Here is a 26,402-nt window from a genome sequence, read left to right on the forward strand (position 1 = left end):
GGCAGGAAACCTCTTTCGTGCTGTGTTAGGCTGTTAATAACCTTGTAACAATGGATTGTCTTGCAGGCAGACTGTGTAAACCTCAGTCTGCCTGCCGGACTTTCGTCTAAAAGAGAGTGAACATCTATGAGTCTGGCCTTAGTCAGTGAGCAGTTACTAACTGCTAATAATCTGAGTCATCAGGATCTGTTTTCCATTTTGGGCCAGTTGTCTGAACGTCGTCTCGATTATGCCGATCTCTTTTTCCAGTCCAGCTTCCACGAAGCCTGGGTGATCGAAGACAGCATCATCAAAGACGGTTCTTACAATATCGATCAGGGTGTCGGTGTCCGTGCGGTAAGCGGTGAAAAAACCGGTTTTGCCTATGCTGACCAAATCACGCTCAATGCCCTGAACCTCAGCGCAACAGCTGCCCGCAGTATTGTCCGCGAACAGGGCAATGGCAAAGCGCATATGCTGGGTGAAATTGCCTACAAATCTCTTTATTCTCCGCTGGATCCGCTGCAAAGCCTGCCGCGTGAAGCAAAAATCGAACTGCTGCACCGCGTCGACAAGATTGCCCGTGCGGCCGATAAGCGCGTGCAGGAAGTCAGTGCCAGCATCACCGGCGTGTATGAACATGTGCTGGTGGCTGCCACTGACGGTACGCTGGCGGCAGATATTCGCCCGCTGGTGCGCCTGTCCGTAAGCGTTCTGGTTGAACAGGACGGACGTCGTGAGCGTGGCTCCAGTGGCGGCGGCGGTCGTGTCGGTTATGATTACTTCCTCGAAACCGTGAACGGTGAAGTGCGCGCGGAAGCCTTTGCCCGTGATGCTGTACGTATGGCATTGCTGAACCTGACGGCAGTCGCCGCACCGGCTGGCGGCATGCCTGTTGTGCTGGGTTCCGGCTGGCCGGGTGTGCTGTTGCATGAGGCGGTAGGTCACGGTCTGGAAGGTGACTTTAACCGTCGCGGGACCTCGGTATTTAGCGGTCAGATGGGCAAGCGTGTGGCCTCTGAACTGTGTACCGTGGTGGATGATGGTACGCTGCCGGGTCTGCGTGGTTCACTGGCGATTGATGATGAGGGTGTGCCGGGTCAGTACAATGTGCTGATCGAAAATGGTGTGTTGAAAGGCTATATGCAGGACAAGCTGAATGCGCGTCTGATGGGGGTTTCGCCGACCGGTAACGGCCGCCGCGAATCCTACGCACATCTGCCGATGCCGCGTATGACCAATACCTATATGCTGGCCGGGAAATCAACGCCGGAAGATATCATCAGTAGCGTGGAATATGGCCTGTATGCGCCCAACTTCGGCGGGGGGCAGGTGGATATCACCTCGGGTAAATTCGTATTCTCGACGTCCGAAGCGTATCTGATCGAAAAAGGCCGCATCACCAAACCGGTGAAAGGCGCGACGCTGATCGGCTCGGGCATTGAAGCAATGCAACAGATTTCCATGGTCGGCAACGATCTGGCGATCGATAAAGGGGTTGGCGTGTGCGGTAAAGAAGGTCAGAGCCTGCCGGTCGGGGTCGGTCAGCCCACCCTGAAGCTGGATAATCTGACCGTCGGCGGCACTGCGTAGTAGAAGATTATTTCGATGTTATCCCTCCCCTTTCACACGGGGAGGTTTAATTCCACTGGGTGACTTTTATCCCCTGCCGGTATCCCTGATACACCTTGCTCACCCGTTTGAAATAATCCGTCAGATAATCAATACAGACCTGGACCTTCAGCGGCAGTTTGTCCTTTTGGGTATACAGCGCGTAAACCGGCCGCGGATCAGACTGATAGCTCCTGAACAGAATTTCCACTTCACCGGCATTGATCTCTTCAATGACCCACATCAGCGGCACATACGCGATACCGACACCGGCTTTCAGCCAGCGGATCATGGTCTGCGAATCGTTGGTGACGAAGCGGCCCTGCGGAGTAATGCGGGTCGAAATACCTTCGGGGGCGATCAGTTCAAATTCGCTGTCCGGGCGGACGCTGTACTCCAGCCATGAGAAATTCACCATATCTGCCGGTTTCTCCGGCGTCCCGTGCTGCGCCAGATAACTGTGTGCCGCGCATACCACCATCGGCATTGAGCCCAGGCGGGTGCAGAACAGACTGGAGTCTTGCAACGCACCCACGCGGATGACCATGTCCAGCCCGTCGGCGATAAGATCCGGTGCCGGAATGCCGGTCACCAGATTCACCGTCAGGCCGGGGTATTCAGTGAGCATTTCGGCGGTCATCGCAGCAAGAACATTTTGTGCCATTGTCGATGAGCTGCCGATGCGTAATGTGCCGGTCGGGGTGTTGTTGAAGGCATACAATTGTTCATGTACTTCGCGCACATCGTGCAACATTTTCCGGCAACCCTGATAGTAAAGCTTACCGGCTTCCGTCAGGCCAAGACTGCGGGTGCTGCGGTTTAGCAGTTTGATTTGTAAATCATTTTCCAGCTTTGAGATCGTCTGACTGATGGCGGAAACGCTCATGTCGAGGCGTCGTGCGGCCGCAGTAAAGGAGCCGCTTTCCACTACCTGAGCAAAGATCGACATGCGTTTTAATCGGTCCATTGTTAACTCTGGCTTAAAAGTGATTTAGATCACAGAACGTTGATTAGTTGATAATAAGCACGCTAATATACCCTTCCGGGCGATAAAGCTCAGGTTTCAGTTTTCCTGACATCATGCTTACCTTCGCACACTTCCCTGGCAACTTTGCAGCTTCATTGCTCTGCTCCCGTTGAATTATTTTTCATCGGGGTCGCGTGCCGTTGCCTAAAATAATAAATAATGCGTGCGCGGGACGTTATGCGTTTGTCCGTCGTAATAATGTAAGGAATTTTTGATGAGTTTGCTTCCGGTAATGGTGATTTTCGGATTGTCGTTTCCTCCGGTGTTTTTTGAAATACTGTTGGCGCTGGTGGTATTTTTTCTGCTGCGGCGTGTATTGCAACCCACCGGAATTTACGACTTTGTCTGGCACCCGGCGTTGTTCAACACAGCTTTGTACTGCTGTCTTTTCTACCTGATCTCCTGCATGTTCGTCTGAGGGCGTTGTGAAAAATTTCTCCATAAAAATAATACGTTACACAATAACGTTGATTCTTGTCGTGCTGGCTGTCATCGCAATCTTCAAAGCCTGGGCGTTCTATACAGAATCTCCATGGACCCGTGATGCCAAATTTACCGCTGACGTGGTGTCTATCGCGCCCGATGTCACCGGTCTGATTACCGATGTGCCGGTGGTTGATAACCAACTGGTGAAGAAAGGCCAGGTGCTGTTCAAAATCGACCAGCCGCGCTACCAGCAGGCGCTGGACGAAGCGAGCGCTGACGTCGCGTATTACCAGGCGCTGGTTTCTGAGAAAAAGCGCGAAGCCGGACGCCGTGTGAAACTGGGCGTTCAGGCCATGTCGCAGGAAGAAATCGATCAGGCAAATAACGTGTTGCAAACCGCTCAACATCAGATGGCGAAAGCGCAGGCTGCACGGGATCTGGCGGTGCTGGATCTGGAACGTACGGTGGTGGTGGCACCTGCCGACGGCTGGGTCACTAACCTGACCGTCCATCCGGGTAACTACATCAACCGTGGTTCGACCGCCGTGGCGCTGGTGAAGAAAAATTCCTTCTATATTCTTGCCTATCTTGAAGAAACCAAACTGTCCGGGCTGAAAAAAGGTGACCGTGCGGAAATCACGCCGCTCGGCAGCAACCGCATCATGCACGGTACAGTCGACAGCGTAGCGGCCGCGGTGACAAACAGTTCCTCTTCTGCGGCATCCAACGGTCTGGCGACTATCGACAGCAACCTCGAATGGGTGCGCCTGGCGCAGCGTGTGCCGGTGAAAATCCTGCTTGATGCCGAAGATCAGCAACATCCTTATCCGGCAGGTACCACGGCGACGGTGGTGATTACCGGCAGCCATGACCGTAAACAAGATGAAGGATCCCCGTTCCTTCGCCTCCTGCATCGTCTGAGAGAGTTTGGTTAAGGCCGGAAAGATGAATAGCGTACTTATCCCGCGTGTGCGTTTTGCCTGCAAGCTGACGTTCGCGATCCTGGGTGCACTGGTTCTCGGATTCTATCTGCAACTCGAAACCCCGCGCTGGTCGGCCATGACCGCCGCCATAGTGACATCCGGCCCTGCGCTGGCCGCGGGGGGAGAACCCTTTGCCGGTGCTATTCGTCATCGTGGTTTTCTGCGTGTTATCGGCACTTTTATCGGCTGTATCGCGGCGCTGGTGATCGTGATTGCCACCGCCCGCGCGCCGGTCGTTATGCTGTTGCTGTGCTGCATCTGGGCGGGCGTGTGCACCTGGTGGTCATCGCTGGTGCGTATTGAGAACTCGTATGCGCTGGGTCTGGCCGGGTATACCGCGCTGATTATTGTGGTGACGTCCGCCAGTTCCCCCCTGCAAACGCCGCAGTTTGCGGTTGAGCGTTGCAGTGAAATCGTGATCGGGATTTGTTGCGCCATCGTCGCTGACCTGCTGTTCTCTCCCCGTTCTATTAAAAAAGATATCGACCGTGCCGTCAGCCAGCTGATGTTGGATCAGTTTGCGCTGATGCGGATTTGCGTGAACAGCGGCACAAAGGAAGATATCGATAAGTCCTGGAATAATCTGGTAAAAAGCACCACCGCGCTGAACGGTATGCGTGGCAGCCTGATGATGGAATCTTCGCGCTGGCAGCGATGTAATCGTCGCCTGAAAGCGCTGCATAGCACCTCCCTGAGCATGATCACGCAGGCTTGTGAAACCTATCTGATTTTACAAAACTCACCGGATCGGATTTCGCCTGAACTGAAGGCGTTGTTTGCTGAACCCGCTGAAAACGTGGCGGATGTACACCGCAGGCTGAAGCAGTTGCGCCAGATAATTACCGGCATGCACAGTGATAACGTGCTCATGACGGTCAGCGCCTGGACCGGTGCCGGCACCCGTGCGCTGTTGCTGATGAAAGGCATCCAGACCAACAGCAGTATCAGCGCCACAGAAAACGGTGTGCTTGACGGCGAAGTGGTGGTGCGGCCTGTTTCGGCAGAACGTCACCATGCGCTGGTCAACGGCCTGCGAACCTTCACTGCAACAGCTATCGGCTGCCTGATGTGGTTGTGGACCGGCTGGACATCGGCCAGCGGCTGCGTGATTATCATTGCTGTGGTGACCTCGCTGGCGATGCGTACGCCAAATCCGAAAGGCATGGCTATGGATTTCATCATCGGCATGTTGCTGGCGATCCCGGTCGGTTCGATGATGTTTATGCTGATTATGCCCGCGACGCAGCAGAGTCTGTTCCTGCTGTGTCTGATGCTGGGGATCTTCACTTTCTTTATCGGTATCGAAGTGACCAAGCGTCGTCTCGGTATGCTCGGATTGCTGGCGGGTACCATTAATATTCTGGTGCTCAGCAATCCGATGGTATTTAACGTCACGTCGTTTCTGGATAACGCGATGGGGCAGGCGATAGGTACGGTGATCGCGATGGCGGTGTTACTGATTGTGCGGGATAAATCCCGTGAGAAAACCGGCCGTACGCTGCTTAACCGTTTCATGAGCAGCGCAGTGTCGGCGCTGACCACCAAAGCGTACCGGCGTCGTGAAAACCACCTTCCTGCGCTTTATCACCAGCTTAATCAGTTGCTGGTGATGTTCCCGAACGATATCGACAAATACCGTCTGGCGCTGATGCTGATTATCGCGCACCAGCGCATGAAACTGGCAGAAGTGCCTGTGAATGACGAACTGTCTGCGTTCCACAAAAAAATCCGTAATACGGCCGATCACGTGGTCTCTGCATCAGGTGAAGGCAAGCGCACCTATTATTACCAGCGGTTACTGAAAGAGCTGGGTGAGTATCAGGAAAAGCTGGTCGAGTACGACGCACCGCTGAAAGTGACCGAGCCGGTAAGGCGTCTCACTGACATGCTGCAACGTTATCAGCATGCTTTCCTGGCCTGATAACTCACCAGGACAGTGAAAATAAAAGGCCGGTGCATAAATGAATGCACCGGCCTTTTCTACTTTCGGGCCTCATTATCTTAAAAACGTTTCGCGATCAGCTGCGGTGATCGGGCGTATCACCCGGCACGGCACACCTGCTGCAACCACATCGGCTGGAATGGACTTCGTGACCACGCTGCCCGCGCCAATCACGCTGTTCCGGCCAATGGTCACACCCGGATTCACCATCACGCCAGTGCCCAGCCAGACGTTATCTTCGATGATGATGGGCAGGGAGAATTGCTGTCCGGTGATGCGGATTTCAGGGTCGATAGGATGACCTGCCGTGGCGAGGGTCACATTTGGCGCGATCATCACGTTATCGCCAATCGTCACCGTGGCGTCATCCACCACCGTGAGATTGAAGTTGGCGTAAAAGTGATTGCCGATATGAATATGCGAGCCATACGCGACATGCAAGGGCGGCTCTATCCAGCAGGATTTGCCCAGACTGCCCATAATGCTTTTGAGCAAATCCAGGCGCTTTGCCTCTTCGGACGGTCGCGTGAGGTTAAAATCATACACGCGCTCTTTTCCGGCGCGACGTTCCTCCGGCAATCCTTCGCCCATGTCTGTATACAGCTCGCCCATATTCATCTTTTCGCGCGTTGACATATCCTGTTCCCTCATCAGAAATTTACGGGGTAAAACCGCAGTCTACTGACCGGAAAAAGAAATGTGAACGTGCGACAATTTCATTGAGTCAACTATGCGACACGGGTCTCGCGTCGCGGGCTGACGGGCGGGTCTTCTTCCTCCATATCCGGCGGGATTTCCAGTTTTTCATGTCCGGAAGCCACACCCCAGTAATAGCAAACCAGCGTCGCGATAACCACCAGCACCATATCCAGCGGGCTTGAAATGGTGCCGGTGCCACCGTAAGTCCCGAAATAAGAGAGAATGAAAATGGCGATGTAATACGCCAACAACCACCATGCGCTCCGGACATCACGTTTGAAATGCTGATCTTTCTTACCAAACAACACATACGCCATCCAGGCAATCACCAGTATCGGGATCAGCAGCTCATTCACTGACCAGCCGCTCCAGTAAATCAGCAGGGTACTGGCGACAAATGCCAGCGGGCTGAGCAGGGCGAAAACCGGCAGTCGGAACGGACGCGGCAAATCGGGCAACCGTGAGCGCATAACACCGGCATTGACCGGGCCGGGCATATAGGTAAACACGGTGGCGGAAGTGACGGCACCAATCAGCCCGCCCCAGACCTGAAACTCAGACGGCAGCGTCCACGCAATCGCCAGTATCAGCGACAGCCAGAGGGCGCCGCGTGGTACGCCAGATTTCGGATCGACCTTGGCGAAAATCGAAAACAGATGACCATTCTTTGCCCAGGCAAACAGCACGCGGGAAGCCCCGGCGAGATAGATATTTCCGGTACCTGCCGGTGAAATCACTGCATCAATCAGGATCAGGTTGATCAGCCACGTTATGCCCAGGCTGCGGGCCAGATCGGCATACGGAGACTGGAAGATAGTTTTCAGCCCCACCCAGCCGTGTGCGCTGAGAATGTCGGTTGGTACCGCACCCATAAAGGCGAACTGCAACAGAATGTAGATAACAAAACTGATGCCGATAGCCAGCATGATGGCGATCGGGATATTGCGCTGCGGGTTTTTCGCCTCACTGGCGAAATCCACCGCCTGGCGGAATCCGAGATACGCAAACACAATTCCTGCGCCGGTCAGGGAGGAGAATATACCGTGGATCCCCCCCGGTGCGGTACCTGGCACGCTCAGGTTGCCGCCATGGAAATAGCCAAATAAGGTGACGATCACCATCAGCGGCACAATGAATTTGAACGTCGTGATGATGGTGTTGATGCGCCCGAAGAAACTGACGCTCCAGTAGTTAAGCAGGAAGAAACACACCAGGAGAACGATTTGCATCACAAAGCCGAGGCGGGTCGGGCTGCCGTCGGACTGACCTAACGCGGGCCACCAGTACATGGCATATTGCCGCACAGCTTCCACCTCCACGCCCGCCGTGCTGGTATACGCCAGTAAGGAACTTACACCGATCACAAAACCGACCACATTCCCATGGGTGTAATTCGGATAGCGTACAAAACCACCCGCCCGCGGAATAGCCGCTGAAAGCTCGGCGAATACCAGCCCGATCAACAGCACCATCACGGCGCCCAGCAACCAGGCCCAGCCGGTTAAACCACCCGCATAGCCGGAACTGGTGAGTGCCGCATAGAGCCATCCTGAACCGATCATGGATCCGACACCAAGCAAGGTCAGATCCACCAGGCCTAATTTTTTTTTCAAAGTCCCCTGAGTCATAGGATCCTCTTTAGGGTTGAAGAGTTGGGAAGACGGCAGAAATCTTCACTGCCAAAAAAGGGAATTAGCACCCGCGCCGGGATTGCGCGGTCAGAGGGTATTGAGCATGAACCATGCCAGTAATGTGATTTTCGCCACACAGCACCGTGGCGGGCGTAAATACACAGTGCTTATGGTTTGCATGCTATCTGATGGCGCAAAAAGATCGCGCAGAGGTCACGCGGTGCACCTGTGTGGGGCAGGAAAAACATCAGGGTTATGCGGATATTTTCCACAATCTCAGCAGAAAAGTCCGGTGTAACTGAATGTTACAAGCACAGAACGCTAAACGCCTTGTGACCTCGTCCCGGTTTTTAGCGTCTATACTTACTGCCATATTCCGTTTTGAATGGCATAAATCAGGAGGATCCCTTATGTCTGCCCAGATTGAAAAACTCTCCGCACATCCTTTATTTAAGACCGGCTATTTTGCTGGCGGTAAATGGCTTGAGGCCAAAGACACCTTCGATGTGCTGGATCCGGCAACCGGCGAGGTGGTCGCCAAAGTGGCAAAGGCCGGAAAGGCGGAAACGGAAGCTGCAGTGAAGGCGGCCAGCGACGCTTTTCCACAATGGCGTAAAACCACGGCGAAAGCGCGTTCTGAAATCTTGCATCGCTGGTATGAACTGATGCTGGAAAATAAACAATTCCTGGGTGAACTGATGGTTGCCGAGCAGGGCAAGCCGCTGAAAGAGGCATTGGGTGAAGTCGATTACGCTGCAAGCTATCTGCAATGGTTCAGCGAAGAGGCCAAACGTGCCAACGGCGAAATCATTCCTCCGGCCAAATCCGGCTCACGCATCCTGGCGACACGCGAACCGGTCGGCGTGGTGGCGGCAATCACGCCATGGAATTTCCCGCTGGCGATGCTGACCCGCAAACTGGGACCGGCGCTGGCGGCAGGTTGTACCGGCCTCATCAAACCGGCCAGTAACACTCCGCTGTCTGCATTTGCTTTGTTGCAACTGGCACAGGATGCGGGCGTACCGGACGGTGTGATTAACGGCGTGGCCGGTGACACCGGTGCTATCAGTGAAGTGATTATGACCAGCGACGCGGTACGTAAAGTCTCCTTTACCGGCTCGACGGAAATCGGCAAAACATTAGTACGCAACAGCGCCGACACCATGAAGAAAGTGTCAATGGAACTGGGCGGTAATGCCCCCTATATCGTGTTTGACGATGCCGACATTGAGGCGGCCGTGCAGGGCGCGATCACCTGTAAATTCCGCAATTCCGGTCAGGTCTGTGTATGTATCAACCGCATTTACGTGCAGGACGGGGTGTACGAGGCATTTACCTCACGGCTGGTGGAAGAAGTGCGCAAACTGAAAGTCGGCAACGGCATGGACGAAGGTGTGATTGTCGGGCCACTGATCAATATCAAGGGGCTGGAGAAAGTCGAAGAACACGTCAGGGACGCGCTGGAGAAAGGCGCACGCCTGATGGAGGGCGGTCAGCGGCATAAACTCGGTGGCAACTTCTTCCAGCCGACAGTGATTATTGATGTTACCGATGACATGAAAGTGGCGCATGAAGAAACCTTCGGCCCGCTGGCGGCCTGTTTCCGTTTCAAAACGGAAGAAGAAGTGATTAAGCGCGCCAACGATACACCTTTCGGGCTGGCGGCGTATTTCTACAGCCAGAATCTGCAACGTATTTTCCGTGTCGCGGATGCCATAGAAAGCGGGATGATCGGCATTAACGAATGCGCGATTTCCAACGAAGCCGCGCCTTTTGGTGGCGTAAAAGAATCCGGCCTGGGACGTGAAGGTTCGGTGCTGGGACTGGAAGAATATTTGCAGGTGAAAACGCTGCATTTAGGGAACCTTTAAGTCAGCTTTCCAGAAGCTGTTTTTTAAGAAACAATAAACAGGAACATATTCATTCGGCTTAATACAAAGGACGTCAATGAAGGCATTTAACGGGCTGCGTTCGCGCACTCTGGTGATGGCAGCCGCCGTGGTTTTTGCGCTGTGCGGTATCGCGGGGCAGGTTGTCGCTAAAGCGACATATAATCAGGGCACAATAGTCCCGGGTACCGATGAGCAAACAGTGATCGGCTATTTGCGCCAGAATCATCAATTGCCTGAAAATTACATCACCAAGAAAAAGGCACGCGAAGCGGGCTGGGATGCCCGTGCCGGGAATTTATGTGAGGTATTACCCGGTAAAGCGATTGGCGGTGACCGGTTCTCAAACCGGGAAGGGCGTTTGCCTTCGGCGTATAAAAGGGTGTGGCATGAAGCGGATATTAACTATCGCTGCGGGCGTCGCGGGGCAGACCGGGTGTTGTTTGCCAGCGACGGGCTGATTTATGTCAGTAAAGACCATTATCAGAACTTCGTTCGGGTGGAGTAATGTCGATGAATAAAATGAGCTTCGATTTTAATCACATCCCGGATTTACCCGCATTCTACCGTGAGTTCGTCCGTCAGCTTGAACTGACCGACAGCTTTGGTGCGAATCTGGATGCACTCTGGGATGAGGTGACGGGCGGAATAACACTGCCGGTTGAGATAGATTTCATTAATCTGAATGCCAGCCGTAAACGTCGTTTCGGCGCATTGATTCTGTTGTTTGAAGAAGCGGAAGAAGAACTGGAAGGCGAGCTGCGGCTGAACTTACTGGAGAAACCGGTCGCAAAGGCCAAAGGCTGAAAAGAAAAAACCCGCCATTTTCGGTTAAGTAAAAAGGCGGGCTTTTGTTTTTTTATTCCTGACCTTCAGCCAGTTCGCGCAGATACTGGAAAATCTGGCGGTAAGATTTCGGCGGCTTGTTTGCGGCTTTCTCTTTCTGCGCGTTACGGATCAGCGCGCGCAGTTGCTGGCGGTCGGCTTCCGGATACAATTCCAAAACCGGCGGGATCGCATCATCACCTTCTTCGACCAGACGATCTCGCAGCATTTCCAGTTTATGGAACAGTGACACCTGCTGGTTATGGCGGTTTTTCAGCTTATCCAGCGCCGTCTGGATCGGTTCAACATCACGTGAACGCAGCATTTTACCGATCAGTTGTAACTGGCGGCGACGGCCTTCTTTCTTGATCTTCTGCGCTAAGTCGATGGCTGCACGCAGATCGTCGTCCAGCGGCAGTTTGTCCAGCGAGTTTTTACCCAGCTCAACCATTTCCGCACCGAGATCTTTCAGCGCCTCGGCGTCACGTTTGATTTCACTTTTACTGACCCAGATGATTTCATCATCATCGTCGTTCTCGTTGGTTTCGGGAACGTCATCGTGCCAGTCGTCAATTTTCTTTGTCATGGGCGCTTCCTCTTAACGAGGTAATCCTGTCAGTTTGATTGTGCTTTATTGCTTCGGCGGCATTATGCAGGGTTATGCCGCATACATCCATGTTCTGTTGCAACTTTGGGCATAACAACGCCGGTGTGAATGCGAAATTATGGCGAGTCTCTGTTAGACTCAAAGATATTAGTTTCTGAATACCCGTGTAGAACAACCTCTTAATCTCATAAGCGATGGCATGCCGATGAATGTAGTCAATCAAGTTGCGCAGCAGCGTAAAACCCTGGAACAGGCCGTATCTCAGGCGCTGGAACTGGCGAAAGCGGGTTCAGATGCCGCCGAAGTTGCGGTCAGCAAAACCACCGGTATCGGCGTCAGCACCCGTTTTGGCGAGGTCGAAAATGTTGAATTCAACAGCGACGGCGCACTGGGGATTACCGTTTATTATCAGAACCGTAAAGGCAGCGCGTCTTCTACTGATTTAAGCCCGGATGCCATTTCCCGCACCGTGCAGGCAGCGCTGGATATTGCCCGTTATACTTCGCCGGATCCGTTCGCGGGTGTGGCGGACAAAGAGATGCTGGCATTTGATGCGCCGGATTTGGATTTATTCCACCCGGAAGAGTTGGATCCGGATCGCTGTATCGAGCTGGCCGCCCGTGCTGAACAGGCGGCTTTGCAGGCTGATAAGCGCATCACCAATACCGAAGGCGGCAGTTTCAACAGCCATTACGGTATCCGCGTTTTTGGCAACAGCCACGGCATGTTGCAGAGCTATTGCTCAACGCGTCATTCCATTTCCGCTTCAGTGATTGCTGAACACGAAGGTGAGATGGAGCGCGACTATGCGTATTCCATCGCCCGCAAAATGAGTGATCTGAAAGACCCTGAGTGGGTCGGCACCGAGTGTGCCCGCCGCACCTTGTCACGTCTGGCTCCGCGCAAATTACCGACCATGCAGGCACCGGTATTGTTCGCTTCCGAAGTGGCGACGGGTCTGTTCGGGCATCTGGTGGGGGCGATCAGCGGTGGCAGCATTTACCGTAAATCGTCTTTCCTGCTCGACAGCTTGGGTAAGCAAATCCTGCCGGACTGGCTGACTATTGAAGAGCATCCGCACCTGTTGCAGGGACTGGCTTCCACGCCCTTCGACAGCGAAGGTGTGCGCACCGAGCGTCGTGATATCGTCAAAGACGGCGTGCTGCAAAACTGGCTGATGACCTGTTATTCCGCCCGTAAACTGGGTCTGCAAACCACCGGTCACGCGGGCGGCATCCACAACTGGCGCATCGCGGGTCAGGGGGATGATTTCGCAGGCATGCTGCGTAAACTGGATAAAGGCCTGGTCGTCACTGAGCTGATGGGACAGGGCGTCAGTGGCGTCACCGGTGATTACTCACGTGGCGCGGCCGGTTTCTGGGTCGAGAATGGTGAAATTCAATATCCGGTTAGCGAAATCACCATTGCCGGTAATCTGAAAGATATGTGGCGCAACATGGTCGCGATTGGTAGCGATATCGAGACTCGCAGCAATATCCAGTGTGGTTCCGTGCTGTTACCCGCAATGAAAATCGCTGGCGAATAACCCTTCCTGAAGCAGCGGTCGCCCGATCGCTGCTTTAATTCTTTACAAAAAATTCATGCCGTTTTTCTCTCTCTCAGCTTATTTTTATAAAGCCTTACAAGTAATGTCGTTTTATCTAACAAATAAATAACAACAGAGAGAAAATCATGCGTAAACAACTGATGGCGTTAGCGGTGATAGCCCTGCTCGGAAGCAGCACGGCAGCACTGGCAGCAGATTTAGAAACGGACATGGACACCATTGCTGATAACTACGGCAAGGTTTTGAAAACCAACGATCAGGCCGAGCTGACCACGGGTCTGGCAAACATGAAAGCGGCTGCCGAAGACGCGAAAAAAGCGACGCCACCAAAACTGAAAGGTAAAGCCCCTGACAGCCCTGAAATACAGGATTATCACAAAGGGCTGGATACGTTGATCGGACAGATTGATAAGGCGTCAGAACTGGCGAAAGCCGGAAAGATTGATGAAGCGAAGAAAGAAGCGGAAGGGTTTAAAGCCACAAGGAATGAGAACCACAAGAAGTTTAAGTAAGCAGATGGCCGGTGTCTGAGCGGCATTCTCAATGCTGAGGGCGGTGAAAGTTTCGGTTTTTTAATCGCGGTGATCGCTCGGTCTTTCGCGCCGAAACCGACCAAAGAGGGCTAAGACGAGCCCTCTTTGGAATTTCCACGTCTTAAACTGCGCGCTCCGCTCGCTGGCTATGTTTCAGATTTCCAGCCTGTCTCCGCGTTACCTGAAACATAGCCGCCAGCGACAGCGCGCAGTAAAAAAGCGGAGGGAGATCCAAGAGGGAGAAAGCACTTCTCCCTCTTGGGCGGTTTCGGCGCTGCGCGTTAAGCGATCACCGCAGGTGAGAAACCGAAATGTTCTCGGTCTTTAGTAAAGCTGTGCAGCGGCTTCTGCATATGAGAAACCGAAATTTTCTCATTCTTAAGTAAAGCCGCCATTGCAGCGGCTTCTGCAAAAGAAAACCCTTAACGTCTCAGCTCTCCCGCTGCCTCCGGCTGAAACAACAACTCCAGCACGGTAATGTCACTCTCAGCACCATTGGGCATTTCCCACGTAATGCTTTCGCCCACGCGCAGCCCCAGCAGCGCAGCACCGAGCGGAGCCATCACCGATAATTGCTCGTTGCTGTCCTGCAATGCTGCCGGATACACCAGCGTGCGGATGTGTTCTTCGCCGTCTTTACCTTCTGTAAAGCGCACCTTGCTGTTCATCGTGACCACATCGGCCGGAATTTGCTCAGGCGGCAAAATCTCTGCGCGATCTAACTCTTCGTTCAGTGCATCGGCCACCGGGCTGTTGGCAAAGGCCGGTTGTGCCAGCAGTGTATCCAGGCGTTCTGCGTCAAGTTCGTTGATGATCAGTGTCGGTTTACTCATAACATTCTCCGTGGTTCCTTTTGCATCACCCGCCTCATGCGGGTGGGGTGCCGGTCGGCAAAAAATAACACCCCCGCGGGTAAGCGCGGGGGTGTCGGTAATTTGCATGTGTTCTTTGATACTAGGCATTCTCAGGCGGAAATGAAAGCATTGTGTGGGAATTAATCCGTATTGCGAAAATTCCGATTACCAGCGAAATACGCTGCTACATGCCGCAATATTCAGTGATATGGCGACTTAACTTTTCGTTTTGCGAATGAGATCTGCTCAGCGCATCGTATTTCCACTTCGAACTGGAAAAAGACCCTCTACACAGGAAATGTACGCGGGGTTAGGGTAAAGACAGACAAAATAAACGGCTGGAAATAGTGAGTCAGACAAGGAGAGAGGTAATCGCGAGTGAATAACGCAAGCGCATCTGTGAACGGGGCCGGGCGGATTGGATTGAATGATGCGGCGGCGATAACAGAGCAAGTATTAAAGGATATTCAGGCGATGCAAAGTGCAAAGAATATCTACACCACAGATGTTCAGTTGCAGATGTTAACGTCACACGTTAAAGCCATGGTATTACGCTCTATTACCGGCGAGCCGTTACCTGATGTCGAGAAAGATTTATTTGATGAAATTTCTGCCGAGTCCATGCAAATGGCAGAGGAAGTGGTCAGCTGGTTTGGAAATTTACCGATTGAGGAGGCGTATTTACTCTCGGTGCATTTCGAAGTCGCAAGAGATAATGAGCCTGAATAAATTTTACCGAAAATTTAGCGAATTAATTAATCCGGAGATGTGAAACATGGGACAAGTATTAGTGGTGATCGGCGACCGTTTAGGGAAAGGCCAGAAAGTGGCAGCAGGCGTGGAAGCAGCGGGTGGAAAAGCCATTGTTGTCCCTGGCATGGCAGCAGATATGAAACTCGGCGATGTGATGAAAGCAGAGGGTGCCAGCTTAGGTATTTCTTTCTGCGGCAGTGGCGGTGCGGGTGCGATTACCGCACAAAACAAATACGGATATAAAGCTAAATATGGGATGCGCTCCGTGGATGAAGGAGTTACGGCAATTAACGAAGGCTGTCTGGTATTAGGGTTCGGCTTTATGGATAAAGAAGAACTGGGGCAGCGTCTGGTTGAAGCTTATAACAAGAAGTATGGTCAGGCGTAATGAAGCAACAATTAACCACGACGGTCCGGGTTGAAGGAAAAGGCGAAAATAAGGCTGCCGCCTTTTCTTCCGCACTGAGTCAGGTTCAGAGAACGGTTCTCAAGTCATCTGCCAATAATGTCTTGCTACGCATTGAACCGCAGGACGTCAAGATAATAAAGGCAGAAGAATCAGTCAAAAGGGAAAAGTTTCTGTTCTTTTTTCTGGCCAGGGAAAGAAAGAGTTATTACGTGGCGTTAGACATTACCGTCAACCTGACTGTTATTAATACGGAACAGGTAGTTTTTGTCACGAAATAAAAACGTTAGCTATAAATGACAAGGATATACTGATGTTTTTAATTATTTTATTTAAGTCGCTTATTATCGGCGGACTGGTCGGTGTGGGCGTAGGTGCGGGTGCCGCACGTATGTTTCATGCACCCACCGTGCAGGGAATGGGGGCTTTTCGTACGCTTGGGGAATTAAACTCCTGTGAAGGCGATCCGGCTTCACATTTCTCCTTTGGTCTCGGCTTCTTCTTCAACGCCTGGGCTTCTTCCGTGGCGGCAGGTTCTTTCACTCAGGACGTTGACCACCGCATTATTCCTCACTGGGCAACCGCCGCCCTGATGTTCAAAAACCGCAATGTGGCTGAAACCCTGCACGACCCGCGCAAGATGGCGATTGCGGGCGGCATCATCGGCATGATTGTGGTCGCCTTCCTCAACACTACCGCCTCTGCGGTACCTGCAGCGTTACAGGTTACGGCAATTAAAGTGCTGGTACCTGCGGCTAACCTGTTGGTAAACACCGTGATGCCGGTAATTTTCTGGCTGGCGGCAATCGATGCAGGGCGTCGTTCCGGTTTCTGGGCCACCATTTTTGGCGGTATGGCGCAGATGATCATGGGTAACGCCGTGCCGGGTCTGGTGCTGGGTATTCTGATTGGTAAAGGTGTTGAAGAAAGCGGCTGGAACCACGTCACCAAAGTGATGATGGCGGCGATTATCGCGCTGTTTGTCCTCAGCGGCTTCTTCCGCGGGTTCGACGTCAAGCTGTTGCAGTCATTCATGCTGGACGTCCCGACATGGCTGAACGGCATTCACAATTCACTCAGCGGTAAGTAAGGGAGCATGACAATGGAAGAACAAGCCAAACGTGGTTTCTGGTACGCCGAGTGGTCGTTCCCGATCTTTGTCGGACTGCTGTCTTCCGGCGTTTTCGCCGGGACACATATGTATTACCTGTACGGCATCGGCGCGTTTAACGAAGTGGCCTTTGTGTCGATGCTGCGTTCCGGCATGGACACCGGCGTGTACGGCGCAGTGGCGGCTTTCGGTGCCAGTTTCCTGTTTGCCCGCATCATCGAAGGCTCGCTGGTCGGTATTCTCGATATCGGCGGCGCGATCCAGACCGGTATCGGCCTGGGCGTTCCGGCACTGTTGCTCGGCGCCGGGATCATCTTTCCGGTGGCGAACTTCGCGGCCTCACTGGTGACCGGCCTGATCCTCGGGTTAGCCGTGGGATACATCATCATTCTGGCGCGTAAATTTACCATCAATCAGAGCAATTCAACCTACGGTGCTGACGTCATGATGGGCGCGGGTAACGCCTCGGGCCGCTTCCTCGGGCCGCTGATTATCCTGTCAGCAATGGCGGCATCGATTCCTATCGGTCTGGGCTCGCTGATGGGTGCGCTGGGTTTCTATTTGTGGCAGAAGCCGATTACCGGTGGTGCCATTCTCGGTGCGATGGTGCTGGGCGCTATCTTCCCTGTTTCACTGTAGCAACAGCAGCGGATCAGCGGTAAACGGGCGTCAGGAGCACTCCTGATGCCCGAGGTTATGGAGAATGTCGTATGTATGACTTAATCATCCGGCAGGCATTACGCGCAGACGGTAGCCTGACTGATATTGCAATTCGCGACGGCAAATTTGCCGCCATTGGCACACTGGCCCCCGGTGCCACTGCCCGCCAGACTCTCGATCTGCAGGGTAAGGTTTACGCCAGCGCTGGCTGGATCGATTCCCATGTTCACTGTTACCCGAAATCGCCGATTTATCATGATGAAGCTGATCTGATCGGGGTCGCCTGCGGTGTCACCACCGTGGCGGATGCCGGCAGCACCGGCGCAAATGATATCGACGATTTCTATCAGATCACCCGTAAGGCGAAAACCAATGTTTATGCTTTCCTGAATATCGCCCGCACCGGCATTGTGACGCAAAACGAACTGGCGGATATGACGCAGATTGACAAGATCGGCGTGCGTGATGCCATCGCGCGAAATCCCGGTTTTATCATTGGTATCAAAGCACGCATGAGCAGCAGCGTGGTCGGGCAGAACGGTCTGAAACCGCTGGTGCGCGCCAAAGAAATACAGCAGGAAAACGCTCCTCTGCCGCTGATGGTGCATATCGGCAATAACCCGCCGAACCTCGATGAAATCGCTGATTTGCTGACCTCAGGTGACATCATTACTCACTGTTATAACGGCAAGCCGAACCGCATTCTCTCGCCGGAAGGCGTACTGCGCGACTCCGTTAAGCGTGCGCTCAGCCGTGGCGTGTTGCTGGATGTCGGTCATGGCACTGCGAGTTTCAGCTTTGAAGTAGCAGAACTGGCTATTAAGCAGGGCATTTTGCCGCACACCATCAGCTCCGATATTTATTGCCGCAACCGCCTGAACGGGCCGGTTCACAGTCTGGCGACCGTAATGTCGAAGTTCTTCAGCGTCGGCATGACATTGCCACAGGTCATTGATTGCGTGACCACTCACGCCGCCGGTGCACTCTGTCTGCCTGCCAAAGGCCGTCTGGACGCAGGCGCAGATGCCGATCTGACACTGTTCGAGTTACGTCAGGCACCGCAGGTGTTTATTGATTCCGAAGGAAAGTCCGCGAAGGGCGAAAGTGTGCTGGTGCCCCTGGCCGCCGTGGTCGCGGGTGTCATCCTGTTAACCGAAGAAGGGAAATCTGCTCATGTCTTCTGAACAATCTTTATATGAAAAATATGATTTAAAACAGGTTATTAACGCATCAGGTCGCATGACGGCACTGGGTGTTTCTACTCCGCGCGAGGAAGTGGCAGCGGTAGTGAATACCGGTCTGAATCATTACTTTGAAATGAAAGATCTGGTGAACAAAACCGGCGCTTACATCGCGAAATTGCTTCACGTCGAAAGCGCGGTGGTCGTCTCCTGCGCCTCGGCCGGGATCGCGCAATCTGTCGCGGCGGTGATTGTGAAAGATGATGCCTGGCTGCTGGAAAACCTGCATGCCGCGCCGCTGGACATTCCGCACGACATCGTGCTGCCAAAAGGCCACAACGTGAATTTCGGTGCGCCGGTCGCAACGATGGTGACGATGGGCGGCGGCAAGGTAGTGGAAGCCGGTTATGCCAACGAATGTTCTGCCGCGCAACTTGCCGCCTGCATTACGCCGCGCACGGCCGCAATCATGTACATCAAATCACACCACTCGGTGCAGAAAAGTATTTTATCAGTCGCCGAAGCCGCCGAAGTGGCGCGTGCACATAACGTGCCGCTGATCGTCGATGCTGCCGCTGAAGAAGATCTGACGTGTTATTACGAAACGGGTGCGGATCTGGTGATTTACAGCGGTGCTAAAGCCATCGAAGGGCCGACCAGTGGCCTGGTGCTCGGTAAAAAACAGTATGTCGAATGGGTAAAACTGCAATCCGGCGGCATTGGCCGTGCGATGAAAGTCGGCAAAGAAGGCATTCTCGGCCTGACGCAGGCGATCGAAAGCTATCTCACCCTGCCGAAAACCACCGGACAGGAAATGGTCGACAAGATGACGCCATTCATTGCCAGCCTGAACGAAATTAAGGGTGTGACTGGCCGCGTGGTCTGGGACAGCGCCGGACGTGATATCGCCCGCACGGAAATTACTTTCGATGAAGCCGTACTCGGCTGGAAAACCAAAGCCATTGTGGACGCCATGAAGAGCGGCGATATCGCGATTTATTTTCGTGGTTACCGGGCCAATGAAGGCAAGATTGAAGTCGACGTACGCAGCGTAACGCCGCCTCAGCTTGCCATCGTCGCACAACGTTTTAAACAACTTTTCAAGGGAGACAACGCATGAAGCTGACTCCGAACTTCTACCGTGACCGTGTGTGTCTGAACGTTCTGGCCGGCTCAAAAAACAATGCGCGTGATATCTATGAAGCCGCAGAAGGCCACGTGCTGGTCGGCGTGCTGTCAAAAAATTACGCGGATGTGGCCAGCGCGGTAGCGGATATGAAGGAATATGCGGCGCTGATTGAAAACGCTTTGTCCGTCGGGTTAGGCGCAGGCGATCCGCGTCAGTCGCTGATGGTCAGCCAGATTTCTGCACAGGTTCAGCCGCAACACGTCAACCAGGTCTTTACCGGTGTCGGCACCAGCCGTGCCTTGCTGGGGCAGAATGACAGCGTGGTGAACGGTCTGATTTCGCCAACCGGTAAAGCGGGTTTGGTGAAAATCAATACCGGACCGCTGAGTTCAGGCTCTGCTGACGCGATTGTGCCGGTAGAAACGGCCATTGCGCTGCTCAGAGACATGGGGGGCAGCTCGGTGAAGTATTTCCCGATGGGGGGCCTGAAAACCCGTGACGAATTCGCTGCCGTGGCCCGTGCCTGTGCCGAACAGGATTTCTGGCTTGAGCCGACCGGCGGTATCGACCTGGAAAACTTCGAGCCGATTATGGAAATCGCGCTGGCGGCAGGTGTCACCAAAATCATCCCGCATATTTACAGCTCGATCATCGACAGTGCATCGGGTAATACGCGTCCTGAGGATGTGAAAACCCTGCTGGCCAGCGTCAGAAAACTGGTGGGTTAAGGTTCTGACACTTGCTGCCGGAGGACAAATATATTTACGCAATGAATCAACGAAGCGATAACATCACCAGATTCAAGGTATCAGCCGAAAGCGGCACGCTGTCTTTTGCCGATAGTTATGTGACGGTGGGCAGCCCTTCACCGAGGGTGATGGTGCCTTAAATGGCTCGGCAACAGTGACACCCCCGTTCGCGACACGCATTTGCTGTGAACGGGGGCCCGTTGAAACGAACTGGAAGAACTATGGTGAGATTTCCCAATCAACGTCTGGCGCAACTGTTTGATGCGCTGCAAACCGAAACGCTGCCTCAGGACGAACTGGCAAAACGTCTGTCGGTGTCGACGCGAACGGTTCGTGCGGATATCACTGCGCTTAATGAAATCATCGCAGACTATGGCGCGACTTTTATACACAGTCGTGGCAGCGGATATCAGCTACGGATTGATGACCATGGCCTGTTCTCGTCGTTGCAGCAATCGACACAACCTAAACCGAATCCGACACCCCGCACAGCCGCCGGGCGGGTGAAGACGTTGTTGATCCGCTTTTTGACTTCTGCCTTTTCATTAAAGCTGGAAGATCTGGCCGATGAATGGTTTGTCAGCCGCGGAACTCTGCAAAATGATATGGCTGAGGTAAGGGAGCATCTGGCCCGCTATCACCTGAATATCGAAACCAAGCCGCGCTATGGCATGAAGCTGTTTGGCGCTGAGCTGGCAATCCGTGCCTGCCTGACTGACCTGCTGTTTCAGCTCGATGCTGAAGAACAAACCAATCCGCTGCTCAAATCGGAAAGCCTGGAACCGGAAGCGCTGGTGCCACTGACGCGCTTTATGCATCAGCTTCTGAGTCAGTCTTCTATTCAACTGACTGATGAGGGCGAGCACTATCTGATCCTTTATTGTGCGGTGGCCATTAAGCGTATCGCCAGAGGCTATCCGCTGACTGATTTTGATGCCGAAGATGGCGACCCGGCGGTGAAACAGGTTTCTGTAAGGCTGGCGGCAGAGCTGAAAGCGCTGGTTGGCAAGGAAATTCCTGCCTCTGAAGAAGCGTATCTGCGGGTGAATATCGCCGCGCGTCGCGTACAGCAAATTCTGCCGACAGACATCAATGCAGATGATGATGAATCGCTGGTCGATTACATTCTTTCGTATATCAACTCGCACTATAACTATGATTTGCAAGGCGATAAGCAGCTGCGTGCTGATCTGCTGACGCACATTAAAACCATGATTACGCGGGTGAAGTATCAGATTAATATTCCCAATCCGCTGCTAAACAACATCAAACAGCATTATCCGATGGCCTATGACGTCACGCTGGCGGCGGTTTCAAGCTGGGGGAAATACACGCCGTATACACTCAGCGAAAACGAGATTGGTTTTCTGGTGCTGCACATCGGCGTCGGGCTGGAGCGGCATTACAATATCGGCTACCAGCGACACCCGCAGGTGATGCTGGTATGTGATACCGGCAATTCGACAATCCGCATGATTCAGGCGCAGATTAATCGCAAGTATCCGCAACTGGTGATGAAGCAGGTTGTGACGTTGCGTGATTATGAGCAACTGGAACACATCGACGAAGATTTTATTATTTCCAATGCCCGCATCAGTGAGAAAAATAAGCCGGTGGTGGTGCTGTCGCCATTCCCGACCGAATACCAAATGGAGCAGCTCGGTAAACTGGTTCTGGTAGACCGCACGCGGCCTTATATGCTGGAAAAATTCTTCGACGAAAAACATTTTATGATCATCAATGAACCGATGACGCAGGCGGAGTTATTCCGCCATGTGTGCTCGCAGCTGGAAGCGGAAGGTTATGTCGATCAGGCGTTTTATCCGTCGGTGGTAGAGCGTGAAGAGATTGTCTCGACCATGCTGGGTGAAGGCATTGCGCTGCCGCACTCGCTGGGGTTGCTGGCAAAGAAAACCGTGGTAATCACGTTGCTCTCTCCCCAGGGCATTGCATGGGGTGAAGGGGAGACCGCACACGTAATTTTCCTGCTGGCGATCAGCAAAGCAGATTATGAAGAGGCGATGGCGATTTACGATTTATTCGTGACGTTTGTGCGGGAACGCTCAATGAGCCGTTTGCTGAGCAGTGAGAATTTTGAAAGCTTCAAGGCAATTGCAATAGATTGCCTTTCACGCATTTAAAATCTTACTTATCCCCAAAATAGTTCGAGTTGAGGAAGGTGGCAAACGAAGGAGTCCCGATGAGCTTACACGGGTAAGTGATTCGGGTAACTGAGCGCAGCCAACGCACCTGCAACTTGAAATATGACGGGGATTAGTCCTCGTCAAAACCGGAGTTGATCAGATTTACGACAGCGGTGAGCGCCTGTTCTTCGTCGGGCCCCGTGGCTTCGATTTCGATTTTCTGGCCTTTCGGGGAGTCGAGCATCAGCAGCGCGATAACACTGCTGGCTTCCGCTTCTATGCCCGTGCCGTTGCGCAGCATAACTTCTGATTCAAAGCTCTGCACCAGTTCAAACAATTTCATTGCCGGTCGGGCGTGCATGCCTAACCGGTTTTTGATTTCTACCGTTTGTTTCACCGTCATGATTTGCGTTTTTCCAGCGTGCGATGGCGGGACTGCACATTCTTCCCGCGGGAACGGAAATAGTCGGCCAGTTGCTCTGCGATGTACACCGAACGGTGTTTACCGCCGGTACAGCCAATGGCGACGGTCAGATAGCTGCGGTTGTTGGTTTCCAGCATTGGCAGCCACTGTTCGAGGTAGCTGCGGGTCTGGTAGATAAAGTTATGCACTTCAGTATGACGGTCGAGGAACGCCGCCACCGGCTTATCAAGGCCGGTCATCGGACGCAGTTTCGGATCCCAGTGCGGGTTCGGCAGAAAACGGACGTCGAAGACGTAATCCGCATCAATTGGTATGCCGTGTTTGAAGCCGAAGGATTCAAACACCATGGTCAGTTCGCGCTCGCGTTTACCCAGCAGACGGGTACGCAGCATTTCTGCCAGTTCATGCACGGACATTTCGGAGGTATCGATGATCAGATCCGCCGACGAACGCAGCGGTTCGAGCAGATCGGCTTCTTCATCAATGGCACTTTCGAGGGACAAGTTTTTGCTGGAAAGCGGGTGCAGACGACGGGTGTCGCTGTAACGGCGGATCAAAGTATTACGGTCGGCATCAAGGAATAACAGCTGCGGCGAAAAACTCTCCGGCAGTTGTGACATCGCATGCTCATAAACTTCGGGTGTTTCCGGCATGTTACGGACGTCAATGCTCACGGCCGCTGACGTATTACGTTCAACGAGTGTCTGGGCAAGCTGCGGCAATAACACCACCGGTAAATTGTCCACACAGTAAAAACCCATGTCTTCTAATGCCCGTAGGGCAACCGACTTCCCGGAACCGGAACGGCCGCTGACAATCATCAGCACCATGGTGACACTCCCCTGGCATTCAGTGTTCAGAATTCATTTTCCCGGCACCGTACCGGGAATCAGCAATTTATTCGTTTTCAGTCATTATCTGGAACAGTTCTTCGTCGCTTTGCGCACCACGCAGACGGCGACATACTGTTTTATCAGCTAATTTCTTCGCGACTAAAGATAATGTATGTAAATGGGTTTTACATTGATCTGCCGGTACCAGCAAGGCAAAAAGCAAATCTACCGGCTGATTATCGATGGCGTCAAAAGCTATCGGCTGTTCAAGCTGAATGAACACGCCAACGGCACGTAAAGTGTCTTCTTCCAGCTTACCGTGCGGGATGGCGATCCCGGCACCGATCCCGGTGCTCCCCATACGTTCGCGGGTCAAAATAGCGTCGAAAATCACCTGTGGCGACAAATTTAATTGTTTGGCGGCCAGCTCGCTGATGATTTCCAGTGCGCGTTTTTTGCTGGCGCAATGAACGCCGCTTTTGGTGCATTCGGCATTAAGCACCGACGTTAATTGCATTGCAGTATCGTTAATCATGTCATCTTTCACTTTTGCGCTGTTTCACCCTTAAAGCTATATCGGCTCGTTTCCCGAAGGTCACAAGCCGATGCCCGAAGGTTTGTAGCACAGGGTTGGCTACATGAATGTCAGTGCTGTTTCAGTTTGTCTTTATGTTTATTCAGCTGTCGGGCCAGTTTATCAACCAGCCCATCAATCGCTGCGTACATATCCTGATGTTCCGAGGTGGCATGTAATTCGCCTCCGTTCACATGCAAAGTGGCTTCCGCTACTTTCTGCACCTTTTCCACGCTCAACACCACATACACCTGATTAATCCTGTCGAAATACTGCTCGAGCTTAGCCAGTTTCGACGTGATGAACTCTCTCAGGGGATCCGTGATCTCAATGTGATGTCCGGTAATGTTGAGCTGCATAATGTCTTCCTTCTCTGTTGAGGTCAAACTAACTGTTTACGTTGGTTTGAGGGCGGGATGGACAAAGACTCTCGGTATTTGGCGACAGTCCGGCGCGCAACCATAATTCCCTGATCGGAAAGCAGGGTTGCTAACTTGCTGTCACTGAGCGGTTTTACAGGATTCTCCGCTGCGATTAATTTCTTCACCAGCGCCCGGATCGCGGTTGACGATGCCTCGCCGCCGCTGTCTGTACTGACATGGCTGGAGAAGAAATACTTCAGTTCGAAAATACCACGCGGACTGTGCAGGAACTTTTGTGTCGTCACGCGTGAAATCGTCGATTCGTGCATTTCCACGGCACTGGCAATATCGGCCAGCACCATAGGTTTCATAAATTCTTCACCCAGTTCAAAGAACGCCTGCTGCTGCTCAACGATGCAGCGCGTCACTTTCAACAGCGTGTCGTTACGGCTTTCCAGGCTTTTAATTAACCACTTGGCTTCCTGCAGGTTGCTGCGGATAAATTGCCCGTCGCTGTCGCTGCGTGTGGAGTTACCCATCGCGGCGTACTGCTGGTTAATCTTCAGACGCGGAATGCTGTCGGAATTGAGTTCTACCGTCCAGACCCCTGACACTTTACGCACCAGCACATCCGGGATCACGTATTCGGATTCGCCGGTATTGATCGACTGACCCGGACGCGGATCCAGAGACTGGATCAGAAGCATCGCTCCTTTGAGTGTATCTTCTTTTAACCGGGTTGATCGCATAAGTGCGCGGAAATCATGGTTCGCCAGCAAATCGAGATGTTCGGTGATGATAAGACGGGCTTCAGTGATGAAAGGCGTGTCAGTGGCATATTGAGACAGCTGGATCAGCAGACAATCGCGCAGGTCACGTGCTGCCACCCCCACCGGATCAAAACGCTGAACGCGTTTAAGCACGGCCTCAACTTCGTCCATCGTGATGTTTTCATCACCGACGCTTTCGAGGATGTCTTCAAGGGAGACGGTCAGGTAACCGGTGTCATCCACCGCATCGACAATTGATGTGGCAATCGCGGCATCAGTATCAGAAAACGGCGTCAGCTCAACCTGCCACATCAGGTAATCCTGAAGGGTCTGGGTAGTTTCACCCTGATAAATGGGCAGCTCGTCGTCGCTGTAATCATTACCGGTACCGGACGGCGTGCCTGCGGTGTAAATCTCATCCCAGGTCGCGTCGAGCGGCAATTCTTCCGGCATATCTTTTTGCTCGAGCGCCTCGCGGGTGTCTAACCCCTCGCTGTCGGTGGCTTCTACCGAGTCGATTTCTTCATGAAGGTCAGTTTGTTCCAACAGAGGGTTGCTCTCCAGCGCGAGTTGGATCTCCTGCTGGAGCTCAAGCGTGGACAGTTGCAACAAGCGGATGGCCTGTTGTAACTGGGGAGTCATAGCCAGTTGTTGGCTGAGTCTGAGTTGCAAACCTTGCTTCATATCTTGGCTTAATTCCGTTGATGAGTGAAAACGGCAACACTTCTGTCAG

At 53.0% G+C, this 26,402-nt stretch carries 28 protein-coding genes and 1 pseudogene; 19 read left to right on the forward strand and 10 right to left on the reverse strand.

Going from position 1 to position 26,402, the window contains the following annotated elements:
- The first annotated feature begins 126 nt into the window (after positions 1-126).
- Entirely contained in the window at positions 127-1,572 is a 1,446-nt protein-coding gene (gene tldD, locus EVX52_RS19790; RefSeq protein WP_129954754.1) for a metalloprotease TldD, read from the forward strand.
- Between the two features lie 46 nt (positions 1,573-1,618).
- On the opposite strand, the gene aaeR is transcribed toward tldD, so the two are convergent.
- Positions 1,619-2,557, reverse strand: coding sequence for an HTH-type transcriptional activator AaeR (gene aaeR, locus EVX52_RS19795; protein ID WP_129954753.1), 939 nt, complete (start codon positions 2,555-2,557; stop codon positions 1,619-1,621).
- 274 nt (positions 2,558-2,831) lie between these two features.
- Between aaeR and aaeX the strand changes: the two genes are divergently transcribed.
- Genes aaeX through aaeB form a run of 3 tightly spaced genes read left to right on the forward strand, consistent with a single transcriptional unit; the run spans position 2,832 to position 5,947 of the window.
- The gene (gene aaeX / locus EVX52_RS19800) at positions 2,832-3,035 is read left to right on the forward strand and encodes a p-hydroxybenzoic acid efflux pump operon protein AaeX (protein WP_015698919.1); all 204 of its coding nucleotides are present in this window, start codon (positions 2,832-2,834) and stop codon (positions 3,033-3,035) included.
- A gap of 7 nt (positions 3,036-3,042) precedes the next feature.
- Positions 3,043-3,978 (forward strand): p-hydroxybenzoic acid efflux pump subunit AaeA, encoded by a 936-nt coding sequence (gene aaeA, locus EVX52_RS19805; RefSeq protein ID WP_129991971.1) that lies wholly within the window; start codon positions 3,043-3,045, stop codon positions 3,976-3,978.
- 10 nt (positions 3,979-3,988) lie between these two features.
- Positions 3,989-5,947: a p-hydroxybenzoic acid efflux pump subunit AaeB gene (gene aaeB, locus EVX52_RS19810; RefSeq protein WP_129954751.1), complete on the forward strand. Its 1,959-nt coding sequence runs from the start codon at positions 3,989-3,991 to the stop codon at positions 5,945-5,947.
- 75 nt (positions 5,948-6,022) lie between these two features.
- On the opposite strand, the gene EVX52_RS19815 is transcribed toward aaeB, so the two are convergent.
- A complete protein-coding gene (locus EVX52_RS19815) occupies positions 6,023-6,604 on the reverse strand; it encodes a maltose acetyltransferase domain-containing protein (protein ID WP_129954750.1) in 582 nt (193 codons plus the stop codon).
- A 92-nt stretch (positions 6,605-6,696) separates the two neighbouring features.
- The gene (locus EVX52_RS19820; protein ID WP_129991972.1) at positions 6,697-8,295 is read right to left on the reverse strand and encodes an APC family permease; all 1,599 of its coding nucleotides are present in this window, start codon (positions 8,293-8,295) and stop codon (positions 6,697-6,699) included.
- Between the two features lie 413 nt (positions 8,296-8,708).
- Here EVX52_RS19820 and EVX52_RS19825 point away from each other — a divergent pair, with 413 nt between their 5' ends.
- The 3 genes from EVX52_RS19825 to EVX52_RS19835 all read left to right on the forward strand — a co-directional run bounded on the left by EVX52_RS19825 (position 8,709) and on the right by EVX52_RS19835 (position 10,994).
- Positions 8,709-10,169 carry an NAD-dependent succinate-semialdehyde dehydrogenase gene (locus EVX52_RS19825; protein WP_129954748.1) on the forward strand — a complete coding sequence of 487 codons (1,461 nt, stop codon included), beginning with the start codon at positions 8,709-8,711 and terminating at the stop codon, positions 10,167-10,169.
- Between the two features lie 76 nt (positions 10,170-10,245).
- On the forward strand, positions 10,246-10,695 hold the full coding sequence (locus EVX52_RS19830; RefSeq protein WP_129991973.1) for a ribonuclease domain-containing protein: 450 nt from the start codon (positions 10,246-10,248) through the stop codon (positions 10,693-10,695).
- Positions 10,696-10,700: 5 nt separating this feature from the next.
- Positions 10,701-10,994 (forward strand): barstar family protein, encoded by a 294-nt coding sequence (locus EVX52_RS19835; RefSeq protein ID WP_129954857.1) that lies wholly within the window; start codon positions 10,701-10,703, stop codon positions 10,992-10,994.
- 52 nt (positions 10,995-11,046) lie between these two features.
- Here EVX52_RS19835 and yjgA read toward each other — a convergent pair whose 3' ends face one another.
- Positions 11,047-11,598: a ribosome biogenesis factor YjgA gene (yjgA, locus tag EVX52_RS19840; RefSeq protein WP_129954746.1), complete on the reverse strand. Its 552-nt coding sequence runs from the start codon at positions 11,596-11,598 to the stop codon at positions 11,047-11,049.
- Between the two features lie 226 nt (positions 11,599-11,824).
- Between yjgA and pmbA the strand changes: the two genes are divergently transcribed.
- Both pmbA and cybC read left to right on the forward strand, forming a co-directional pair.
- Positions 11,825-13,165 carry a metalloprotease PmbA gene (gene pmbA / locus EVX52_RS19845; protein ID WP_129991974.1) on the forward strand — a complete coding sequence of 447 codons (1,341 nt, stop codon included), beginning with the start codon at positions 11,825-11,827 and terminating at the stop codon, positions 13,163-13,165.
- Positions 13,166-13,311: 146 nt separating this feature from the next.
- A complete protein-coding gene (gene cybC, locus EVX52_RS19850) occupies positions 13,312-13,698 on the forward strand; it encodes a cytochrome b562 (protein ID WP_129954744.1) in 387 nt (128 codons plus the stop codon).
- A 443-nt stretch (positions 13,699-14,141) separates the two neighbouring features.
- Here the strand turns inward: cybC and rnk are convergent, their stop codons facing one another.
- Positions 14,142-14,552 carry a nucleoside diphosphate kinase regulator gene (gene rnk / locus EVX52_RS19855; protein WP_015698907.1) on the reverse strand — a complete coding sequence of 137 codons (411 nt, stop codon included), beginning with the start codon at positions 14,550-14,552 and terminating at the stop codon, positions 14,142-14,144.
- Positions 14,553-14,951: 399 nt separating this feature from the next.
- Here rnk and EVX52_RS19860 point away from each other — a divergent pair, with 399 nt between their 5' ends.
- The 10 genes and pseudogenes from EVX52_RS19860 to EVX52_RS19905 all read left to right on the forward strand — a co-directional run bounded on the left by EVX52_RS19860 (position 14,952) and on the right by EVX52_RS19905 (position 22,703).
- Positions 14,952-15,302 (forward strand): PRD domain-containing protein, encoded by a 351-nt coding sequence (locus EVX52_RS19860; RefSeq protein WP_129991975.1) that lies wholly within the window; start codon positions 14,952-14,954, stop codon positions 15,300-15,302.
- Positions 15,303-15,348: 46 nt separating this feature from the next.
- Positions 15,349-15,714, forward strand: a complete 366-nt coding sequence (locus EVX52_RS19865) for an SFCGS family glycine-rich protein (RefSeq protein WP_120508349.1) — start codon at positions 15,349-15,351, stop codon at positions 15,712-15,714.
- A complete protein-coding gene (locus EVX52_RS19870) occupies positions 15,714-16,013 on the forward strand; it encodes a DUF4312 family protein (RefSeq protein WP_129954742.1) in 300 nt (99 codons plus the stop codon). The genes EVX52_RS19865 and EVX52_RS19870 overlap by 1 nt, the downstream gene beginning before the upstream one ends.
- Positions 16,014-16,045: 32 nt before the next feature.
- Positions 16,046-16,822 carry a DUF4311 domain-containing protein gene (locus EVX52_RS19875; protein ID WP_129954741.1) on the forward strand — a complete coding sequence of 259 codons (777 nt, stop codon included), beginning with the start codon at positions 16,046-16,048 and terminating at the stop codon, positions 16,820-16,822.
- 12 nt (positions 16,823-16,834) lie between these two features.
- On the forward strand, positions 16,835-17,482 hold the full coding sequence (locus EVX52_RS19880) for a DUF4310 family protein (protein ID WP_129954740.1): 648 nt from the start codon (positions 16,835-16,837) through the stop codon (positions 17,480-17,482).
- Between the two features lie 71 nt (positions 17,483-17,553).
- Complete coding sequence (locus tag EVX52_RS19885) at positions 17,554-18,687, forward strand: amidohydrolase/deacetylase family metallohydrolase (RefSeq protein WP_129954739.1); 1,134 nt, start codon at positions 17,554-17,556, stop codon at positions 18,685-18,687.
- The gene (locus EVX52_RS19890; protein WP_129991976.1) at positions 18,677-19,804 is read left to right on the forward strand and encodes a DgaE family pyridoxal phosphate-dependent ammonia lyase; all 1,128 of its coding nucleotides are present in this window, start codon (positions 18,677-18,679) and stop codon (positions 19,802-19,804) included. Before EVX52_RS19885 ends, EVX52_RS19890 begins: the two co-directional genes overlap by 11 nt.
- Positions 19,801-20,541 (forward strand): KDGP aldolase family protein, encoded by a 741-nt coding sequence (locus EVX52_RS19895; RefSeq protein ID WP_129991977.1) that lies wholly within the window; start codon positions 19,801-19,803, stop codon positions 20,539-20,541. Before EVX52_RS19890 ends, EVX52_RS19895 begins: the two co-directional genes overlap by 4 nt.
- A gap of 17 nt (positions 20,542-20,558) precedes the next feature.
- Positions 20,559-20,702, forward strand: a pseudogene (locus EVX52_RS19900) (beta-propeller fold lactonase family protein); the annotation flags it as partial.
- Between the two features lie 81 nt (positions 20,703-20,783).
- Positions 20,784-22,703, forward strand: a complete 1,920-nt coding sequence (locus EVX52_RS19905; protein WP_129954736.1) for a transcription antiterminator — start codon at positions 20,784-20,786, stop codon at positions 22,701-22,703.
- A gap of 133 nt (positions 22,704-22,836) precedes the next feature.
- On the opposite strand, the gene npr is transcribed toward EVX52_RS19905, so the two are convergent.
- The 5 genes from npr to rpoN form a co-directional block, all read right to left on the reverse strand.
- Positions 22,837-23,109, reverse strand: coding sequence for a PTS phosphocarrier protein NPr (npr, locus tag EVX52_RS19910; protein WP_120131579.1), 273 nt, complete (start codon positions 23,107-23,109; stop codon positions 22,837-22,839).
- Positions 23,106-23,960: an RNase adapter RapZ gene (gene rapZ / locus EVX52_RS19915; protein ID WP_129954735.1), complete on the reverse strand. Its 855-nt coding sequence runs from the start codon at positions 23,958-23,960 to the stop codon at positions 23,106-23,108. Before rapZ ends, npr begins: the two co-directional genes overlap by 4 nt.
- Positions 23,961-24,027: 67 nt before the next feature.
- Complete coding sequence (ptsN, locus tag EVX52_RS19920; RefSeq protein ID WP_173362074.1) at positions 24,028-24,510, reverse strand: PTS IIA-like nitrogen regulatory protein PtsN; 483 nt, start codon at positions 24,508-24,510, stop codon at positions 24,028-24,030.
- Between the two features lie 98 nt (positions 24,511-24,608).
- A complete protein-coding gene (hpf, locus tag EVX52_RS19925; RefSeq protein ID WP_013577259.1) occupies positions 24,609-24,896 on the reverse strand; it encodes a ribosome hibernation promoting factor in 288 nt (95 codons plus the stop codon).
- Positions 24,897-24,919: 23 nt separating this feature from the next.
- Positions 24,920-26,353, reverse strand: a complete 1,434-nt coding sequence (gene rpoN, locus EVX52_RS19930; RefSeq protein ID WP_129991978.1) for an RNA polymerase factor sigma-54 — start codon at positions 26,351-26,353, stop codon at positions 24,920-24,922.
- Positions 26,354-26,402 lie beyond the last annotated feature (49 nt).

It is taken from the genome of Rahnella sp. CFA14(1/10) (assembly GCF_004195095.1).
GTDB lineage: Bacteria > Pseudomonadota > Gammaproteobacteria > Enterobacterales > Enterobacteriaceae > Rahnella > Rahnella perminowiae.